This window comes from Mesorhizobium abyssinicae (assembly GCF_049887195.1).
Taxonomy (GTDB): Bacteria; Pseudomonadota; Alphaproteobacteria; order Rhizobiales; family Rhizobiaceae; genus Mesorhizobium; species Mesorhizobium abyssinicae.
This window is the reverse complement of record NZ_JARAKC010000005.1, coordinates 222,843-238,775: the sequence shown is the minus strand read 5'-3', so window position 1 is coordinate 238,775 and position 15,933 is coordinate 222,843. Positions and strand designations below refer to the sequence as shown.

Annotated in this window: 17 protein-coding genes; 12 read left to right on the top strand and 5 right to left on the bottom strand. The window is 64.7% G+C overall.

Annotated elements, in window-relative coordinates; genetic code table 11:
* The first annotated feature begins 20 nt into the window (after window positions 1-20).
* From PU724_RS14095 to sufA, 8 genes are all read left to right on the top strand, one after another.
* Complete coding sequence (locus PU724_RS14095) at window positions 21-1,181, top strand: cysteine desulfurase family protein (RefSeq protein WP_354421464.1); 1,161 nt, start codon at window positions 21-23, stop codon at window positions 1,179-1,181.
* 188 nt (window positions 1,182-1,369) lie between these two features.
* On the top strand, window positions 1,370-2,887 hold the full coding sequence (sufB, locus tag PU724_RS14090) for a Fe-S cluster assembly protein SufB (RefSeq protein WP_127311204.1): 1,518 nt from the start codon (window positions 1,370-1,372) through the stop codon (window positions 2,885-2,887).
* Entirely contained in the window at window positions 2,884-3,081 is a 198-nt protein-coding gene (locus tag PU724_RS14085; RefSeq protein WP_128275602.1) for a hypothetical protein, read from the top strand. The genes sufB and PU724_RS14085 overlap by 4 nt, the downstream gene beginning before the upstream one ends.
* A gap of 33 nt (window positions 3,082-3,114) precedes the next feature.
* Window positions 3,115-3,870: a Fe-S cluster assembly ATPase SufC gene (gene sufC / locus PU724_RS14080; protein ID WP_320320825.1), complete on the top strand. Its 756-nt coding sequence runs from the start codon at window positions 3,115-3,117 to the stop codon at window positions 3,868-3,870.
* A gap of 25 nt (window positions 3,871-3,895) precedes the next feature.
* The gene (gene sufD / locus PU724_RS14075) at window positions 3,896-5,164 is read left to right on the top strand and encodes a Fe-S cluster assembly protein SufD (RefSeq protein WP_354421467.1); all 1,269 of its coding nucleotides are present in this window, start codon (window positions 3,896-3,898) and stop codon (window positions 5,162-5,164) included.
* A 96-nt stretch (window positions 5,165-5,260) separates the two neighbouring features.
* Window positions 5,261-6,502, top strand: coding sequence for a cysteine desulfurase (locus PU724_RS14070; RefSeq protein WP_292104781.1), 1,242 nt, complete (start codon window positions 5,261-5,263; stop codon window positions 6,500-6,502).
* 5 nt (window positions 6,503-6,507) lie between these two features.
* Window positions 6,508-6,900, top strand: a complete 393-nt coding sequence (locus PU724_RS14065) for an SUF system Fe-S cluster assembly protein (protein WP_292104783.1) — start codon at window positions 6,508-6,510, stop codon at window positions 6,898-6,900.
* 165 nt (window positions 6,901-7,065) lie between these two features.
* Window positions 7,066-7,446 carry a Fe-S cluster assembly scaffold SufA gene (sufA, locus tag PU724_RS14060; RefSeq protein WP_127282351.1) on the top strand — a complete coding sequence of 127 codons (381 nt, stop codon included), beginning with the start codon at window positions 7,066-7,068 and terminating at the stop codon, window positions 7,444-7,446.
* Between the two features lie 14 nt (window positions 7,447-7,460).
* Here sufA and PU724_RS14055 read toward each other — a convergent pair whose 3' ends face one another.
* Both PU724_RS14055 and PU724_RS14050 read right to left on the bottom strand, forming a co-directional pair.
* Window positions 7,461-7,919 carry a RidA family protein gene (locus PU724_RS14055; protein WP_354421469.1) on the bottom strand — a complete coding sequence of 153 codons (459 nt, stop codon included), beginning with the start codon at window positions 7,917-7,919 and terminating at the stop codon, window positions 7,461-7,463.
* A 33-nt stretch (window positions 7,920-7,952) separates the two neighbouring features.
* On the bottom strand, window positions 7,953-8,450 hold the full coding sequence (locus tag PU724_RS14050) for a GFA family protein (protein WP_127282349.1): 498 nt from the start codon (window positions 8,448-8,450) through the stop codon (window positions 7,953-7,955).
* Between the two features lie 88 nt (window positions 8,451-8,538).
* On the opposite strand from PU724_RS14050, the gene PU724_RS14045 reads away from it, so the two are divergent.
* On the top strand, window positions 8,539-8,862 hold the full coding sequence (locus PU724_RS14045) for a TfoX/Sxy family protein (RefSeq protein ID WP_127282348.1): 324 nt from the start codon (window positions 8,539-8,541) through the stop codon (window positions 8,860-8,862).
* 3 nt (window positions 8,863-8,865) lie between these two features.
* Here PU724_RS14045 and PU724_RS14040 read toward each other — a convergent pair whose 3' ends face one another.
* From PU724_RS14040 to PU724_RS14030, 3 genes are read right to left on the bottom strand one after another with little or no spacing between them, the layout of a single operon-like run.
* Window positions 8,866-9,783, bottom strand: a complete 918-nt coding sequence (locus PU724_RS14040) for a pseudouridine-5'-phosphate glycosidase (RefSeq protein WP_127282347.1) — start codon at window positions 9,781-9,783, stop codon at window positions 8,866-8,868.
* Between the two features lie 40 nt (window positions 9,784-9,823).
* Complete coding sequence (locus PU724_RS14035) at window positions 9,824-10,768, bottom strand: carbohydrate kinase family protein (protein WP_354421885.1); 945 nt, start codon at window positions 10,766-10,768, stop codon at window positions 9,824-9,826.
* 40 nt (window positions 10,769-10,808) lie between these two features.
* Entirely contained in the window at window positions 10,809-11,027 is a 219-nt protein-coding gene (locus PU724_RS14030; protein ID WP_426213258.1) for a hypothetical protein, read from the bottom strand.
* A gap of 23 nt (window positions 11,028-11,050) precedes the next feature.
* On the opposite strand from PU724_RS14030, the gene recA reads away from it, so the two are divergent.
* The 3 genes from recA to PU724_RS14015 all read left to right on the top strand — a co-directional run bounded on the left by recA (window position 11,051) and on the right by PU724_RS14015 (window position 15,901).
* Window positions 11,051-12,151: a recombinase RecA gene (gene recA, locus PU724_RS14025; RefSeq protein WP_126054856.1), complete on the top strand. Its 1,101-nt coding sequence runs from the start codon at window positions 11,051-11,053 to the stop codon at window positions 12,149-12,151.
* A gap of 238 nt (window positions 12,152-12,389) precedes the next feature.
* Entirely contained in the window at window positions 12,390-15,056 is a 2,667-nt protein-coding gene (gene alaS, locus PU724_RS14020) for an alanine--tRNA ligase (RefSeq protein WP_354421472.1), read from the top strand.
* A 50-nt stretch (window positions 15,057-15,106) separates the two neighbouring features.
* On the top strand, window positions 15,107-15,901 hold the full coding sequence (locus PU724_RS14015) for a PhzF family phenazine biosynthesis protein (RefSeq protein WP_354421474.1): 795 nt from the start codon (window positions 15,107-15,109) through the stop codon (window positions 15,899-15,901).
* Window positions 15,902-15,933 lie beyond the last annotated feature (32 nt).

The following is a 15,933-nucleotide window of genomic DNA, read 5'->3' as shown; positions in this document are numbered from 1 at the left end:
ACGGGACCAATTGAAGGAAAATGGCCGCAACTCGCGCCTATCTCGACTACAACGCCAGCGCGCCGCTGCTTGAAGAGGCGCGCTCGGCGATGATTGCCGCGCTGGGTGCCGCCAATCCGTCCTCGGTCCACACGGAGGGCCGCGCCGCGCGCCGCCTCATCGAGGACGCAAGGCGCGACGTCGCTGCATTGGTGAATGCCAAGGCCGCGCATGTCGTGTTCACGTCGGGCGCGACCGAAGCCGCTGCGACCCTGCTGACGCCGGACTGGCAGATGGGACGCGGCACCGTCCGCATGAGCCGACTCTATGTCTCTGAGGCAGACCACCCTTGCGTTCTTAATGGTGGACGCTTCCCAGCGGCGCAGGTGACCCGCATCGGCGTCGATCGGAATGGAATCGCCGTTCTCGATGAACTGGCTGCGGTTCTCGCCGCGCACGACAAGAGCGACGGCTTGCCGCTGGTCGCGATCCATGCCGCCAACAATGAGACCGGCGTTATCCAGCCTGTCGAGCGCATCGCCGAAATCGTCAGGGCGGCGGGTGGCGTGCTGGTGATCGACGCCGTGCAGGCGGCCGGGCGGATTCCGATCGATATGTCGGCCGGTTACGCCGATTATCTTATCCTGTCGTCGCACAAGATCGGCGGCCCCAAGGGCGTCGGCGCCATCGTCGCGGCGGCCGATCTGATGATGCCGAAGCCATTGATCAACGGCGGCGGCCAGGAAAAGGGCCATCGCGCCGGCACCGAAAACCTCCCCGCCGTCGCTGGTTTCGGCGCGGCGGCGCGCCAGGCGCTGGCCGGTCTGCGCGACATCGATTTGGTGGCGCGTCGCCGCGACGAGATCGAGGTCCTGGTAAAATCCCTGGCGCCGGACGCGGAAATCTTCGGAAATGGCGCGCAAAGGCTTGCCAACACGACATTCTTCGCTATTCCCGGCGTCAAGGCCGAGACGGCGCAGATTGCCTTCGATCTCGCCGGCGTGGCGCTGTCGGCGGGGTCGGCCTGTTCGTCGGGCAAGGTCGGGCCGAGCCATGTGCTCAAGGCCATGGGATTTGGCGACAGCCTGGGTGCCTTGCGCGTGTCCATCGGCCACGCGACGGCGGTCGAGGATATCGAGCTGTTCCGCGCAGCACTCGCCGGCATTGCCGGGCGTCGTGCCGGCGGCGAAAAGGCCGCCTGAGCGCGACGAAAGGGAATTCGGGCCTCCGGGCCTGGTAGAGCCGTGCGTTTCAATTGGCCGGGTGAATTCCCGGTCGGGACGCACTATATGGAACTTACGCCGCCCCGGCCCGCCCATGCGTGGCCAACTGGTGGTGCCATAGTTTGAAAACTGTCGGGCCTTGACCCCGGCGTGGATGGAGAACGCTTATGCCTGCTGTGCAGGAGACGATCGATCGGGTTCGAAAGATCGACGTCGACCAGTATAAATACGGATTCCAGACAGAGATCGCGATGGACAAGGCCCCCAAGGGCCTGAGCGAAGACATCATTCGCTTCATCTCTGAAAAGAAGGGCGAGCCGGACTGGATGCTGGAATGGCGTCTGGAGGCCTATCGCCGCTGGCTGACTCTGGAAGAGCCGACCTGGGCGCGCGTCGACTATCCCAAGATCGACTTCCAGGACATTTATTACTACGCGGCGCCGAAGAGCACCCCTGGTCCGACCTCGCTCAGCGAAGTCGATCCCGAGATCCTGAAGGTTTACGAGAAGCTCGGCATCCCGCTGAAGGAGCAGGAGATTCTCGCCGGCGTGCAGAAGACGGATGCCTCGGAGCTCGAGGAAGCCAACGACAATGTCTACAAGTCGGGCCGGGTGGCAGTCGACGCCGTGTTCGATTCCGTCTCCGTCGTCACCACCTTCAAGAAGGAACTGGCCGAGGCCGGCGTCATCTTCTGCTCGATCTCGGAAGCGATCCGCGAGCATCCGGAACTGGTGAAGAAGTATCTCGGCTCGGTCGTGCCGACCTCGGATAATTTCTACGCCACGCTGAATTCGGCGGTGTTTACCGACGGGTCCTTCGTCTTCGTGCCCAAGGGCGTGCGCTGCCCGATGGAACTGTCGACCTATTTCCGCATCAACGAGAAGAACACCGGCCAGTTCGAGCGCACGCTGATCATCGCCGAGGAGGGGGCTTATGTCTCCTATCTCGAAGGCTGCACGGCGCCGCAGCGCGACGAGAACCAGCTGCATGCCGCGGTGGTCGAGCTGGTCGCGCTCGACGATGCCGAGATCAAATATTCGACGGTGCAGAACTGGTACCCCGGCGACGCCGAGGGCAAGGGCGGCATCTACAATTTCGTCACCAAGCGCGGCGACTGCCGCGGCGACCGCTCGAAGATCTCGTGGACGCAGGTCGAGACCGGTTCGGCCATCACCTGGAAATATCCGAGCTGCATCCTGCGCGGCGACGATTCCAGCGGCGAGTTCTATTCGATCGCGGTCTCGAACGGCTACCAGCAGGTCGATAGCGGCACCAAGATGATTCATCTCGGCAAGAACACGTCGAGCCGCATCATCTCCAAAGGCATCGCCGCCGGCTTCTCGCAGAACACCTATCGCGGCCAGGTCTCGGCGCACCGCAAGGCGACCAACGCCCGCAACTTCACCAACTGCGACTCGCTTCTGATCGGCGACCAGTGCGGCGCGCACACCGTGCCGTACATGGAAGCCAAGAACTCGACGGCCCAGTTCGAGCACGAGGCGACGACGTCGAAGATCTCCGAGGACCAGAAGTTCTACGTCATGCAGCGTGGCATCCCCGAGGAAGAGGCGATCGCGCTGATCGTCAACGGCTTCGTCAAGGACGTCATCCAGCAGCTGCCGATGGAATTCGCCGTCGAGGCGCAGAAGCTGATCGGCATCAGCCTCGAGGGAAGTGTGGGGTGACAAAGGCGCCCAAACGCGAATCCGCAGAAAAGCATGTCTATCTGCGGGATCGAATGGACAGCTGGGAAACGAGGCTGCAACTGGCGTTGTGTTTGGGCGCCGCGGGTGTTGCGTTGCTTGTCGCGGCCTATTCGCCGGCTGGCTTTTGGCAGGGGCTCTTGGAAGCCTTGAAGCAGTTGATAAATCGGATTTAGCCGGGCAGGCGGCTACGGATAGGACGAACAAGAATGCTTGAAATCAGAAACCTCCATGCCCGCATCGTCGATGACGGCACCGAGATCATCCGCGGCCTGAATCTCACGGTCAAAGCCGGCGAGGTCGCCGCCATCATGGGCCCGAACGGCTCGGGCAAGTCGACGCTCTCCTATATCCTCGCCGGGCGCGAGGACTATGAGGTCACCGAGGGCGACATCCTCTACAACGGCCAGTCGATCCTCGAAATGGACCCGGCCGAGCGCGCCACCGCCGGCATCTTCCTCGCTTTCCAGTATCCGATGGAGATACCGGGCGTCGCGACCATGGAATTTCTGAAGGTGGCGATGAACGAGCAGCGCAAGGCGCGCGGCGAGGAGCCGCTGAAGATCCCGGAATTCTTGAAGCGCGTGAAGGACGCCGCCGCCTCGCTCAACATGGACATGGCGATGCTGAAGCGGCCGCTCAATGTCGGCTTCTCCGGCGGCGAGAAGAAGCGGGCCGAGATCCTGCAGATGAAGCTGCTCGAGCCAAAGCTCTGCGTGCTCGACGAGACCGATTCCGGCCTCGACATCGACGCGCTGAAGATTGTCTCCGACGGCGTCAACGCGCTGCGTTCGCCGGAGCGCGCCATCGTCGTCATCACCCACTACCAGCGCCTGCTGGAGCACATCGTGCCGGACTCGGTGCACGTGCTCTACAAGGGCCAGGTGATCAAGTCTGGCGACAAGTCGCTGGCGCTCGACCTCGAGGCCAACGGCTATGCCGGCGTGATCGGCGAAGCCGCGTGAGATGCGAGCAGGCGAGGCGAGAGCGATGAACATGCACGCACAGCCCCAGCGGACCCTGGCCGAAACGGCGCTGATCGATGCCTTCGGCGAGCGGCTTTCGCTGCTGCCGGGCGACGGCGCAGTGATGACCAAGCGAGACGACGCGATCGAGGCGATCAAGCATGGCCTGCCGACGCGGCGCGTCGAATCCTGGCACTATACCGACCTGCGCCGCCTGCTGACTTCGGTGCCGGCCTTCGAGGCCGAAGGTGCGGTGAAGGCGCTTGAGCCGGTCTTCGAGGGTTCGGCCGTGCTGCTGGTGCTGAACGGCGTCTCGAATGCGAAACTTCCCGAGATCGATGGCGTCACGGTACAGCGCCTGTTGGAGAAGCTGACCGATGGCAGCGTGGCGCCCGGGCTCGACCCCTATGGCGCCGATGACGCGATCGGCGCGCTGAACACCGCCTTTGTCGCCGATGGCTATTTCGTCGACATTGCCGACGGCGCCGAACTGGCAAAGCCGATCGAACTGCAGAACCTGCAGTCCGGCGGCCAGGCGCATGTACGGCTTCTGACGCGCGTCGGCGCCGGCGCCAGGGCGACCATCGTCGAACGCCAGTCTGGCGAGGGCGCTGGCCTCGCCAGCTCCGTCAGCCAGCTCGTGCTCGGCGACGGCGCCGAAGTGACCTGGTTGATCGTCCAGGAGCAATCCGATGCCGCCACGCATCTTGCCCAGTTCAAGGCGCATATCGGCAAGGACGCGAAACTGACGCTGTTCGTTATGAATGCCGGCGGCAGGCTGGTGCGCCAGGAGGTCGTGGTGCGCACGACCGGCGAGGGCGCCGATTTCAAATTGCGCGGCATCAACCTTCTGGCCGGCGACACCCATACCGACACCACCATGGTGCTCGACCATGCCGTGCCGCACACCACCTCGACCGAAGTGATCCGCAACGTGGTGACCGGCAAGGCGCGCGGCGTCTTCCAGGGCCGTATCAACGTGCATCAATACGCGCAGAAGACCAACGCCAAGATGGCCTGCAACACGCTGCTGCTGTCGGATGACGGCGAGTTCTCGACCAAGCCGGAACTGGAAATCTTCGCCGACGACGTCGTTTGCGGCCATGGCGCGACCGTCACCGAGATCGACCACGACCATCTGTTCTACCTGATGGCGCGCGGCATCGACGAGAAGAGCGCGCGCGGCCTGCTGGTGAAGGCCTTCGTCGCCGAAGTGATCGAGGAACTGGAAGACGAGGCGCTCGTCGAGGCGCTGGAAGCGCGGCTCGACGAGTGGTTTTTGACGCACGGGTAAGCGCCTGTCTTCTCCCCTTGCCGGAGAAGGTGGATCGGCGCGCAGCGCCGAGCGGGGTGCTGGACGGAGTGAGGCGGTGCCTCGGAAGAGCTTGTGATGGACCAGAAAGTCGAATCCACCCCCTACGACGTCGAGGCCATCCGCCGCGATTTCCCGATCCTGTCGCGCGAAGTCTACGGCAAGCCGCTGGTTTATCTCGACAATGGCGCCTCGGCGCAGAAGCCCAAAGCCGTGCTCGACGCCATCCAGCACGCCTATAGCCAGGAATACGCCAACGTCCATCGCGGCCTGCATTTCCTGTCGAATGCCGCGACCGACGCCTATGAGAGCGCGCGGAAGTCAGTGCAGAGGTTTCTGAACGCACCGAGCACCGACAACATCGTCTTCACCTCCAACACCACCGCGGCGATCAACACGGTCGCCTATGGCTATGGCATGCCCAACATCGGCGAGGGCGACGAGATCGTGCTGTCGATCATGGAGCACCACTCCAACATCGTGCCGTGGCATTTCATCCGCGAGAGGCAGGGTGCCAAGCTGGTCTGGGTGCCGGTCGACGATCTCGGCGCGTTCCACATCGAGGAATTCGAGAAGCGGCTGACTTCGCGCACGAAGCTCGTCGCCATCACGCAGATGTCCAATGCGCTGGGCACGGTGACTCCGATCAAGGAGATCGTGCGCATCGCGCATGCGCGGGGCATTCCCGTGCTCGTGGACGGCAGCCAGAGCGCGGTCCATATGCCGATCGACGTGCAGGACCTCGACTGCGATTTCTTCGTCTTCACCGGCCACAAGGTCTACGGCCCGTCCGGCATCGGCGTGCTTTACGGCAAGAAGGACATTCTTGCCGGCATGCGCCCGTTCATGGGCGGCGGCGAGATGATCGAGGAAGTGACCGAGGACATCGTCACCTACAACGAGCCGCCGCATCGTTTCGAGGCCGGCACGCCGCCGATCGTGCAGGCGATCGGGCTGGGTGCCGCGCTCGAATACATGGAAAAGGTCGGCCGCGAGCGCATCGCCGCGCACGAGGCGGATCTCAAGGACTATGCCCATGAGCGGCTGCGCGCCATCAATTCGCTGCGCATCTTCGGCGACGCGCCGGGCAAGGGCGCCATCATCTCGTTCGAATTGCAGGGCATACATGCCCATGACGTGTCGATGGTGATCGACCGGCAGGGCGTGGCAGTGCGTGCCGGCACCCATTGCGCCCAGCCGCTGTTGAAACGCTTCGGCGTGACCTCCACATGCAGGGCATCGTTCGGCATGTATAATACCAGGGCCGAAGTCGATGCTTTGGCCGATGCGCTGGAAAAGGCGCGAAAGTTCTTCGGGTGACGACCATGGAAGATGCCAGCACCACCGCAGAGACAGCTCCGGAAACGGCCGCGAACGGCGTGGTTTCGGCTTCGACGATTCCCGCCGATGAGTTGGCGCGGCTGACCGACGACATCGTCTCGGCGCTGAAGACGGTCTACGACCCGGAAATCCCCGCCGACATCTACGAGCTCGGCCTCGTCTACAAGATCGACATCGAGGACGACCGCTCGGTCAAGATCGACATGACCCTGACCGCGCCGGGCTGCCCGGTGGCAGGCGAGATGCCGGGCTGGGTCGAGAACGCCGTCGGCGCCGTGGAAGGTGTCTCCGGCGTCGAGGTAAGCATGGTCTTCGATCCGCCATGGACGCCCGACCGCATGTCGGAAGAGGCGCAGGTCGCGGTCGGCTGGTACTAGATGTGTTGACGCAATTCCGGACGGAAAACCGCTACGCACTTTTCCTGGAATTGCTCTGGCATCGGCTTGAAAAGATTGGATGACTTGCAGCGAAGGCGAAAGTTCACCATCTTAAGGGCAGACTCATTCCGCGGGCCTTGAACCCGCGCGAACGTGGAGAATGACATGGGACGCTTCGCCGTCATCACGATGACCGAAAAGGCCGCCGACCGGGTGCGCGAGATCGTCGCCACGCGCGAGAATGCGCACGGCATCCGCCTCGGCATCAAGAAGGGCGGCTGCGCCGGCATGGAATACACGGTCGACCTGGTGACCGAGCCGAACACCAAGGACGATCATATCGAGCGCGACGGCGCCCATGTCTATGTCGCGCCGGAAGCAGCGCTCTTCCTGTTCGGCACCGAAATGGATTTCGAGCAGACGACGCTGCGCACCGGCTTCACCTTCAAGAACCCGAACCAGAGCTCTGCCTGCGGCTGCGGCGAATCGGTCGAATTGAAGCCGGCCGATCTGAAGGCGCTGGCCGACGCGCGCGCTTCCGCCTGATCGGCCTGCCGTGCTCAGTCCGGCAGCGCGGCGACGACAACAAGCTCGATGACCAGGTCAGGTTGCGCCAGCGCGACAACGCCGATCACCTCCGATGGCGGCGGGTTGTTGTAGCTGCAGTGCTTAGGGCAATGTTCGGCGAAAAATTCGTCCATCACGTCCATGCGGAAATTGGGTGAGCTGAGGACGCCGCCCGTCGGAAACGGCCCCTTGACGTAAAACGTCACCTTGACCAGATGATCGAGCGAACTGCCCAGTTCCTCCAGATCGGACTTGATGTTGGCAAGGATTGCGCGCCATTGCGCGGCAGGGTCGCCAATGGCGCCTCCCTGGTGTTTCGACGGATCGTAGTCGTCGACCGTGGCCGTGTTGCCGCACAGAAAAACATAGCCTTTGGGGTCGGTGACGACGGTGCCCTTGCCCCATGGCATCAGCCGGTCGCCTTTGAATTTCTTGTGCGTAGTCAGGTTCATTGTTGCCTCCTGTCGGATAGGCAATGCCTCTTCCTAGTCCACCCACATGCCCGTGCGCTTGTGCCAGTCGGCGATCGATTCTTCGGGATAGACGTCGAACACCTTGTCTTTCCTGCCGACCACTGGCTCGACCCAGCTCGCCTTGTATTTCAGCATCAGATGCACCTTTTCCGGCGGCATCGGCAGCTCGCTGTCGATCGCCGAGGCGAAGGGATGCACCAGGTCCGGCCAGGTCGGGTCGTAGAGCCAGAGCGCCGAACCGCATTTGCGGCAGAAATTGCGCTCGCCGGTCGAAACCTCGCAATGCGGATGCTCGTCATCCTCGATCTCGGCCCGGTAGACGCCGAGGCTGCGCTTGCCCCTGATGTTCAGCGTCTCGTAGTCGGCGCCGAGATTGATGGCAAAACCGCCGCCGCCCTGCTGCTTGCGGCAGATCGAGCAGTAGCAGAGCATGAACGGCACCGGCGTGTGGCTTTCCACTTCGAAGCGGACGGCATTGCACCGGCAGGATCCTTTCAGCAGCAGCGGCATGGCAAACTCCCGTGGCTGGTCCTCAACTTGTCAGCATGGTTTTGGTTGCGGCGATGACAGGATCAGGCCGCGATGCCATGATCGCAGCATGGACAATGAACGCATAGAGGAGTTGTTCGAGAGCCTCGGCCCGATCAGCATCAGAAAACTGTTCGGCGGCAAGGGCATCTATTGCGACGGCGTCATCGTCGCCATCGTGCTGCGCGGCGAGCTGAAGCTGAAGGCCGACGAGCAAAGCGTGGCCGATTTCGAGGCAGCCGGCTGCCAGCAGTGGACCTACACCGGCTCCAGGCATGGCAAGCTGGTTGCGATGCCCTATTGGAGTGTTCCCGACAGCGCCTTCGACGACCCCGACGAGATGGCGGTCTGGGCGCGCCGCGCCTATGAGGCGGGGCTGCGGGCGGGCAAGTAGACGCTACAGCGCCTTGGCGATCCTGGCCGCCAGCCGCGCATTGTTCTCGACCAGAGCGATGTTGGTCTTGAGGCTGCGGCCGCCGGTCAGTTCGAGGATTTTCGACAGCAGGAACGGCGTCACCGCCTTGCCGGTGACGCTGAGCGCCTCCGCCGCCTTCTGCGCCGCCTGGATGTAGCCGTCCATCTCCTTGGCCGGGATCTCCGCGTTCTCCGGCACCGGGTTGGCGATCAGTATGCCGCCGCCGAGGCCCAGCGCCTGCCGCGTCCGGTAGAAATGCGCAATGTCCTCCGGCGCATGCAAGGTGAGCGGGGCGCGGAACGGCGAATGCCTGGACCAGAACGCAGGCATCGTCTCGCAGCCATGGCCGACGACCGGCACGCCGCGCGTCTCCAGCACTTCCAGCGTCTTTTCGATGTCGAGGATTGCCTTGGCGCCGGCCGACACCACGATGACTGGCGTGCGCGCCAGCTCGTCGAGGTCGGCCGAGATGTCGAAGCTCTTTTCAGCGCCCTTGTGCACGCCGCCGATGCCGCCGGTGGCGAACACCTTTATCCCCGCCATATGCGCGGCGATCATCGTCGCGGCGACGGTGGTGCCCCCGGTGCGCGCCTGCGCGACGGCAAAGCCGAGATCGGCGCGCGACAGTTTCATGGCGTCGCCGGTCATCGCCAGCGATTCGCGCTCGCCGTCGGAGAGGCCGATCTTGATGCGGCCGGCGACCACCGCGATCGTTGCCGGTACCGCGCCATTGTCCAGGATGATCTTCTCGACATTGGCGGCCATGGCGCCGTTGTCCGGATAGGGCATGCCGTGGGTGATGATGGTGCTTTCCAGCGCCACCACCGGCCGTCCGGCGGCGAGCGCCTCCGCCACCGGCGGATGGATGTCGATGAAGGGGCGGGCGGTTTCGGGCGTCATGATGGTCTCCAGTCCGGGGCGCGCGGCGCTCCGGCCGCCCTCATGCCACTTCCAGCGCCCCCGGCACAAGGGCCAGCATTTGCGCGAAGTTGGCGGCGCTGAAGGCGGGCACCGCCTCGGTGCTTTCGATGGCCAGGATGGAGGCGGCGATGCCTTCGCGCAGTGCCGCGCGCAGCGGCAGGCCATTGAGCAGAGCGGCGACCGTCGCGCCGGTCAGCGCATCGCCGGCGCCGGTGACGTCGGCGATCCTACGCGGAGCGGGCGGGGCGATGGAGAACAGGCCCTCGCCGTCGAAGCCCAGCACCGGCTCGCCGCCCGCCGTCACCACGCCGCTCGTGAGCCCGGCGCGCCGCAGCCCGCCGACCAGATCGTGGCCATTCGCATCGTCGCCCAGGCCGGCGAGGGCGCCGGCCTCGCGCCGGTTCATGAACAGCACGGCAAGGCTGCCCAGCACCGGCGCCAGCCGCACCACCTTGGCTGGCGAGATGGCGATGGCGAAGACCGGCTTGCCGGCGGCTTGCGCCACCAGCCGTTCCAGCGCCGCGGACGGCAGGTTCGCGTCGCATAGGAGGGCATCGGCGGAAGCGATCGCCTCGCGCACCTTGGCGCGGCGGATCTGCTTGGGGAAGGCGAGGTCGTAGAGCGCCATGTCGGCAAAGCCGACGATCAGCTCGCCGTCGCGGTCGATCAGCGCCGTGTAGCTCGGCGTCGTGCGGTCGAGGAACACCGCCGACAGGTCGACGATGCCGGCGCTCGCGATCGCCGTCGACACAGTCTCGGCCGCGGCATCGCCGCCGCGCATCGATAATAGCGAAGCCGAGACGCCGCGCCTGACCACGCTGCGCAACGCGTTGAAGACGCCGCCGCCGACATCCTCGCGCATGGTGCCGGGGTTCGAGGCAGCCGGCACGTAAGGGCCTGACACCTGGCCCCGCCGGTCGATATGGGCGCCGCCCACGGCAAGGATGTTGGGGGACTTCACCATCGTGGCGTCGATACCTTTGTTGATTGTCCGGCCGCGCACACTAGGTTTCTCCGCGCCGCCCCGCAATCAACGCCGCGATTCGGGCCGGCCGGACAATGGAATCCCGCATGGCCGATTGGAAGACGCCGCCGCTGTGTGTTGTGGGACATAAATAGAACAGATCAAGATATTGATTGTTTTTCAGCAGCTTGATGCCTCTTGCCAAACGAGAACAAAAAAGGTACAAAATGGCAGGGATCACGGATTGTCCGGCCTTCATTGACGACCAAGGGGTGATGTATCATGGCTCAGAATACTTTGCGGCTTGTAGAGGATAAGGCAGTGGACAAATCAAAGGCTCTGGACGCGGCGCTGTCGCAAATCGAGCGCGCCTTCGGCAAGGGCTCGATCATGCGCCTCGGCGCCAATGAGCAGGTGGTCGAGATCGAAACCGTGCCGACCGGCTCGCTCGGCCTCGACATCGCGCTCGGCGTCGGCGGCCTGCCGCGCGGCCGCATCATCGAGATCTACGGGCCGGAAAGCTCGGGCAAGACGACGCTGGCGCTGCACACCGTGGCGGAAGCCCAGAAGAAGGGCGGCATCTGCGCCTTCGTCGATGCCGAGCACGCGCTCGATCCGGTCTATGCCCGCAAGCTCGGTGTCGACCTCGAAAACCTGCTGATCTCGCAGCCCGACACCGGCGAGCAGGCGCTGGAGATCTGCGACACGCTGGTGCGCTCCGGCGCCATCGATGTGCTGGTGGTCGATTCGGTCGCCGCGCTGACGCCGCGCGCCGAAATCGAAGGTGAGATGGGCGATGCGCTGCCCGGCCTACAGGCCCGCCTGATGAGCCAGGCGCTGCGCAAGCTGACCGCCTCGATCTCGCGCTCCAACACCATGGTCATCTTCATCAACCAGATCCGCATGAAGATCGGCGTCATGTTCGGCTCGCCCGAGACGACGACCGGCGGCAACGCGCTGAAGTTCTACGCCTCGGTCCGCCTCGACATCCGCCGCATCGGCTCGGTCAAGGACCGCGACGAGGTCGTCGGCAACCAGACCCGCGTCAAGGTCGTCAAGAACAAGCTGGCGCCGCCTTTCAAGGTGGTCGAGTTCGACATCATGTACGGCGAGGGCGTGTCGAAGACCGGCGAGCTGGTCGACCTCGGCGTCAAGGCCGGCGTGGTCGAGAAATCCGGCGCCTGGTTCTCCTACAATTCGCAGCGTCTCGGCCAGGGCCGCGAGAACGCAAAACTGTTCCTGCGCGACAATCCCGACACAGCGCGCGAGATCGAAATGGCGCTCAGGCAGAATGCCGGGCTGATCGCCGAGAAATTCCTCGAGAATGGCGGCTCCGAGGGCGGCGGTGACGACGGTTTCGAGGACGAAGCCGGCGCCATGTAGGTGACACAATCTCGGTTTATTACTATCTGCTTATGTAATTGAGTTCTTTAGTACTGCGTCCCGAACCGCCGGCCTTGTGCCGGCGGTTTGCGTTTCGGGCGATGCCCAGCCAGAGCCGGCAACAACCGGACTTTCCTCCAGTTCCGTGTTTCTGGACAGGCTGCGGCGTGATCGCTAAAAGGCCATGTCCATTTTGCCGTCGGCACCCCCGGCGGTTCTCTCGAAAAGGCAAGCATCCATGAGTGGCGTGAACGAGATCCGGTCGACATTCCTCGACTATTTCCGCAAGGAGGGTCACGAGGTCGTCGCGTCGAGCCCGCTGGTGCCGCGCAACGATCCGACGCTGATGTTCACCAATGCCGGCATGGTGCAGTTCAAGAACGTCTTCACCGGCCTGGAGAAGCGGTCCTATTCGCGCGCCACCACCGCCCAGAAGAGCGTGCGCGCCGGCGGCAAGCACAATGACCTCGACAATGTCGGCTACACCGCGCGTCACCTGACCTTCTTCGAGATGCTCGGCAATTTCTCCTTCGGCGACTATTTCAAGGAGCGCGCCATCGAGCTTGCCTGGAACCTGATCACCAGGGAGTTCGGGCTGAAGAAGGACAAGCTGCTGGTCACCGTCTATCACACCGACGACGAGGCGGCCGGCTACTGGAAGAAGATCGCCGGCTTCACCGACGACCGCATCATCCGCATCCCGACCTCGGACAATTTCTGGGCGATGGGCGACACCGGACCCTGCGGGCCGTGCTCGGAAATCTTCATCGACCGCGGCGAACACATCTGGGGCGGCCCTCCCGGCAGCCCGGAAGAGGATGGCGACCGGTTCCTGGAATTCTGGAACCTGGTGTTCATGCAGTATGAACAGGTGACGAAGGAAGAGCGCATCGACCTGCCGCGCCCGTCGATCGACACCGGCATGGGCCTCGAGCGCATGGCGTCCATCCTGCAAGGGGTGGAAAGCGTCTTCGAGACCGACCTGTTCCGCCATCTGATCGATGCCACGTCATCGGCGCTCGGGCGCGGTCCGGATGCGGACACCGTCGCATCGTTCCGCGTGATCGCCGACCATCTGCGGTCGTCCTGCTTCCTGGTGGCCGACGGCGTGCTGCCGTCGAATGAGGGCCGCGGCTATGTGCTGCGCCGTATCATGCGCCGCGCCATGCGCCATGCGCAGCTGCTCGGCGCCAGCGAGCCGCTGATGTGGAAATTGGTGCCGGCGCTGGTGCGCGAGATGGCTCAGGCCTATCCGGAGCTGGGGCGCGGCGAGGCGCTGATCACCGAAACGCTGAAGCTGGAAGAGACCCGCTTCCGCAAGACGCTGGCGCGCGGCCTCGGCCTGCTCTCGGAGGCGACCGAAAAGCTCGGCACCGGCGACATGCTGGATGGCGAGACGGCCTTCAAGCTCTACGACACATACGGCTTCCCGCTCGACCTGACGCAGGATGCGCTGCGCCAGCGCAGCATCTCGGTCGATCTGGCCGGGTTCACCGATGCGATGGAGCGGCAGCGGGCCGAGGCGCGCAAGAGCTGGGCTGGTTCTGGCGACGCGGCCACCGAGACGGTGTGGTTCTCGGTGCGCGAGAACACCGGCGCCACCGATTTCCTCGGCTACGAGACCGAACAGGCGGAGGGCCTGGTCTTGGCGCTGGTCAAGGACGGCAAGACCGTCGACAGCGCCGCGCAGGGCGACACGGTTGCCGTGGTCGTCAACCAGACGCCTTTCTATGGCGAGTCCGGCGGCCAGATGGGCGACACCGGCGTGATCTCGGGGGAGGGCTTCTCGATCGAGATCACCGACACGCAGAAGAAGGCCGACGGGCTGTTCGTGCATCTCGGCCGGGTGGCGAGCGGCACGGTCAAGACCGGCGCCGCGGTCGAGCTCAAGGTCGATCATGCGCGCCGCTCCAGGCTGCGCGCCAACCATTCGGCGACGCACCTCATCCACGAGGCGCTGCGCGAGGTGCTGGGCACCCATGTCGCGCAGAAGGGCTCGCTGGTCGCGCCCGAGCGCCTGCGCTTCGACATCTCGCACAACAAGCCGATCTCGGCCGATGAGCTTGAGGAGGTCGAGCGCATGGCGAACGAGATCGTCGTGCAGAACAGCCCGGTGTCGACACGCCTGATGTCGGTCGATGACGCCATTGCCGAGGGCGCCATGGCGCTGTTCGGCGAGAAATACGGCGACGAGGTGCGCGTCGTGTCGATGGGCACCGGCCTGCATGGCGCCAAGGCGAACCGGCCCTATTCGGTCGAGCTCTGCGGCGGCACCCATGTCCGGGCAACCGGCGATATCGGCCTGGTGCGCATCGTGTCGGACAGCGCGGTCGCGGCCGGCGTGCGCCGCATCGAGGCGCTGACCGGCGAGGCGGCGCGCAAGCATCTCGACGAGCAGGACAAGCGGCTGAAGGCGATCGCTTCGACGCTGAAGATCTCGCCGGCCGATGTGGCGGCGCGGGTCGAGACGCTGCTCGACGAGCGCAAGAAGCTCGAAAAGGAGCTTAGCGAAGCGCGCAAGAAGCTGGCGCTGGGCGACCGTTCGCCAGCCGGCGTGCCGGCCGAGAACGAGACCATCGCCGGCGTCGGCTTCCTCGGCAAGGCGGTCTCCGGCGTGTCGCCGAAGGATCTGAAGCCGCTTGCCGATGCCGGCAAGAAGACGCTCGGCTCCGGTGTCGTCGTCTTCGTAGGCGCCGGCGAGGACAACAAGGCAAGTGTCGTCGTCGGCGTCACCGACGACCTGACCACCCGCTTCAGCGCCGTCGACCTGGTGCGTGTGGCGTCCGCCGCGCTTGGCGGGCAAGGTGGTGGCGGCCGGCCGGACATGGCCCAGGCCGGCGGTCCCGACGCCTCGAAGGCCGAGGACGCGATCGCGGCGGTGAAGGCGGCGCTGGAAGCGGCGTGACCTCGCTTGCGGTCCCAGTGCAGTCAAGCTAGCCATCCCGGGAGCGCGAAGTGACGACACTGACCATGTACCAGGTCGACGCCTTCGCCGACCGGGCCTTCCACGGCAATCCGGCCGCCGTCCTCATCCTCGAGGACTGGCTGCCGGATCATGTCATGCAGGCCATCGCCAACGAAAACAACCTTGCCGAGACCGCGTTCGCGCGGCCGAACGGCAAGGGCTGGGATTTGCGCTGGTTCACCCCGGTCCATGAAGCCGACTTCTGCGGCCACGCCACGCTGGCCACCGCCCATGTGCTGGCCCAGGAACACGATGTCGCCGGCAACATGGCCTTCGCCACACGGGTGGGCGAGCTCGGGGTTTCCAGGCGCGACGGCGCCTACCAGCTCGATCTGCCGTGCTTTCCGCCGCAGCCCGTGGACGCCGAGCTGGCGTCCGCGCTTCAGGACATCGTTTCGGCGCGCCCGGTTGCGAGCTTCCGCAACTTCGAGAACCTGTTCGTCGAACTGGCCGACGAGACCGCCGTGCGCTCCTTCGTTCCGGACCTGTCCGGGATTGCGACCTTCCACCCGCTCGGCGTGGTCGTCACCGCGCGCGGCGAGACCCATGATTTCGTGTCTCGCTACTTCGCACCCGGCGCGGGCATTCCCGAGGATCCGGTGACCGGCTCCATCCACGCGACGCTGATACCCTATTGGTCCGAAAAGCTCGGCAAGACGGAGCTGTCGGCCTTCCAGTGCTCGCAGCGCGGCGGCCACCTGCTGTGCGAACTGGCCGGAGACCGCGTGCGGATCACGGGCCGCGCGAAGACCTTCATGAAAGCCGAAATCTATCTGCCTGACTGAACGGCACTCGGCTCATGGTGCAGAAGCTTGAG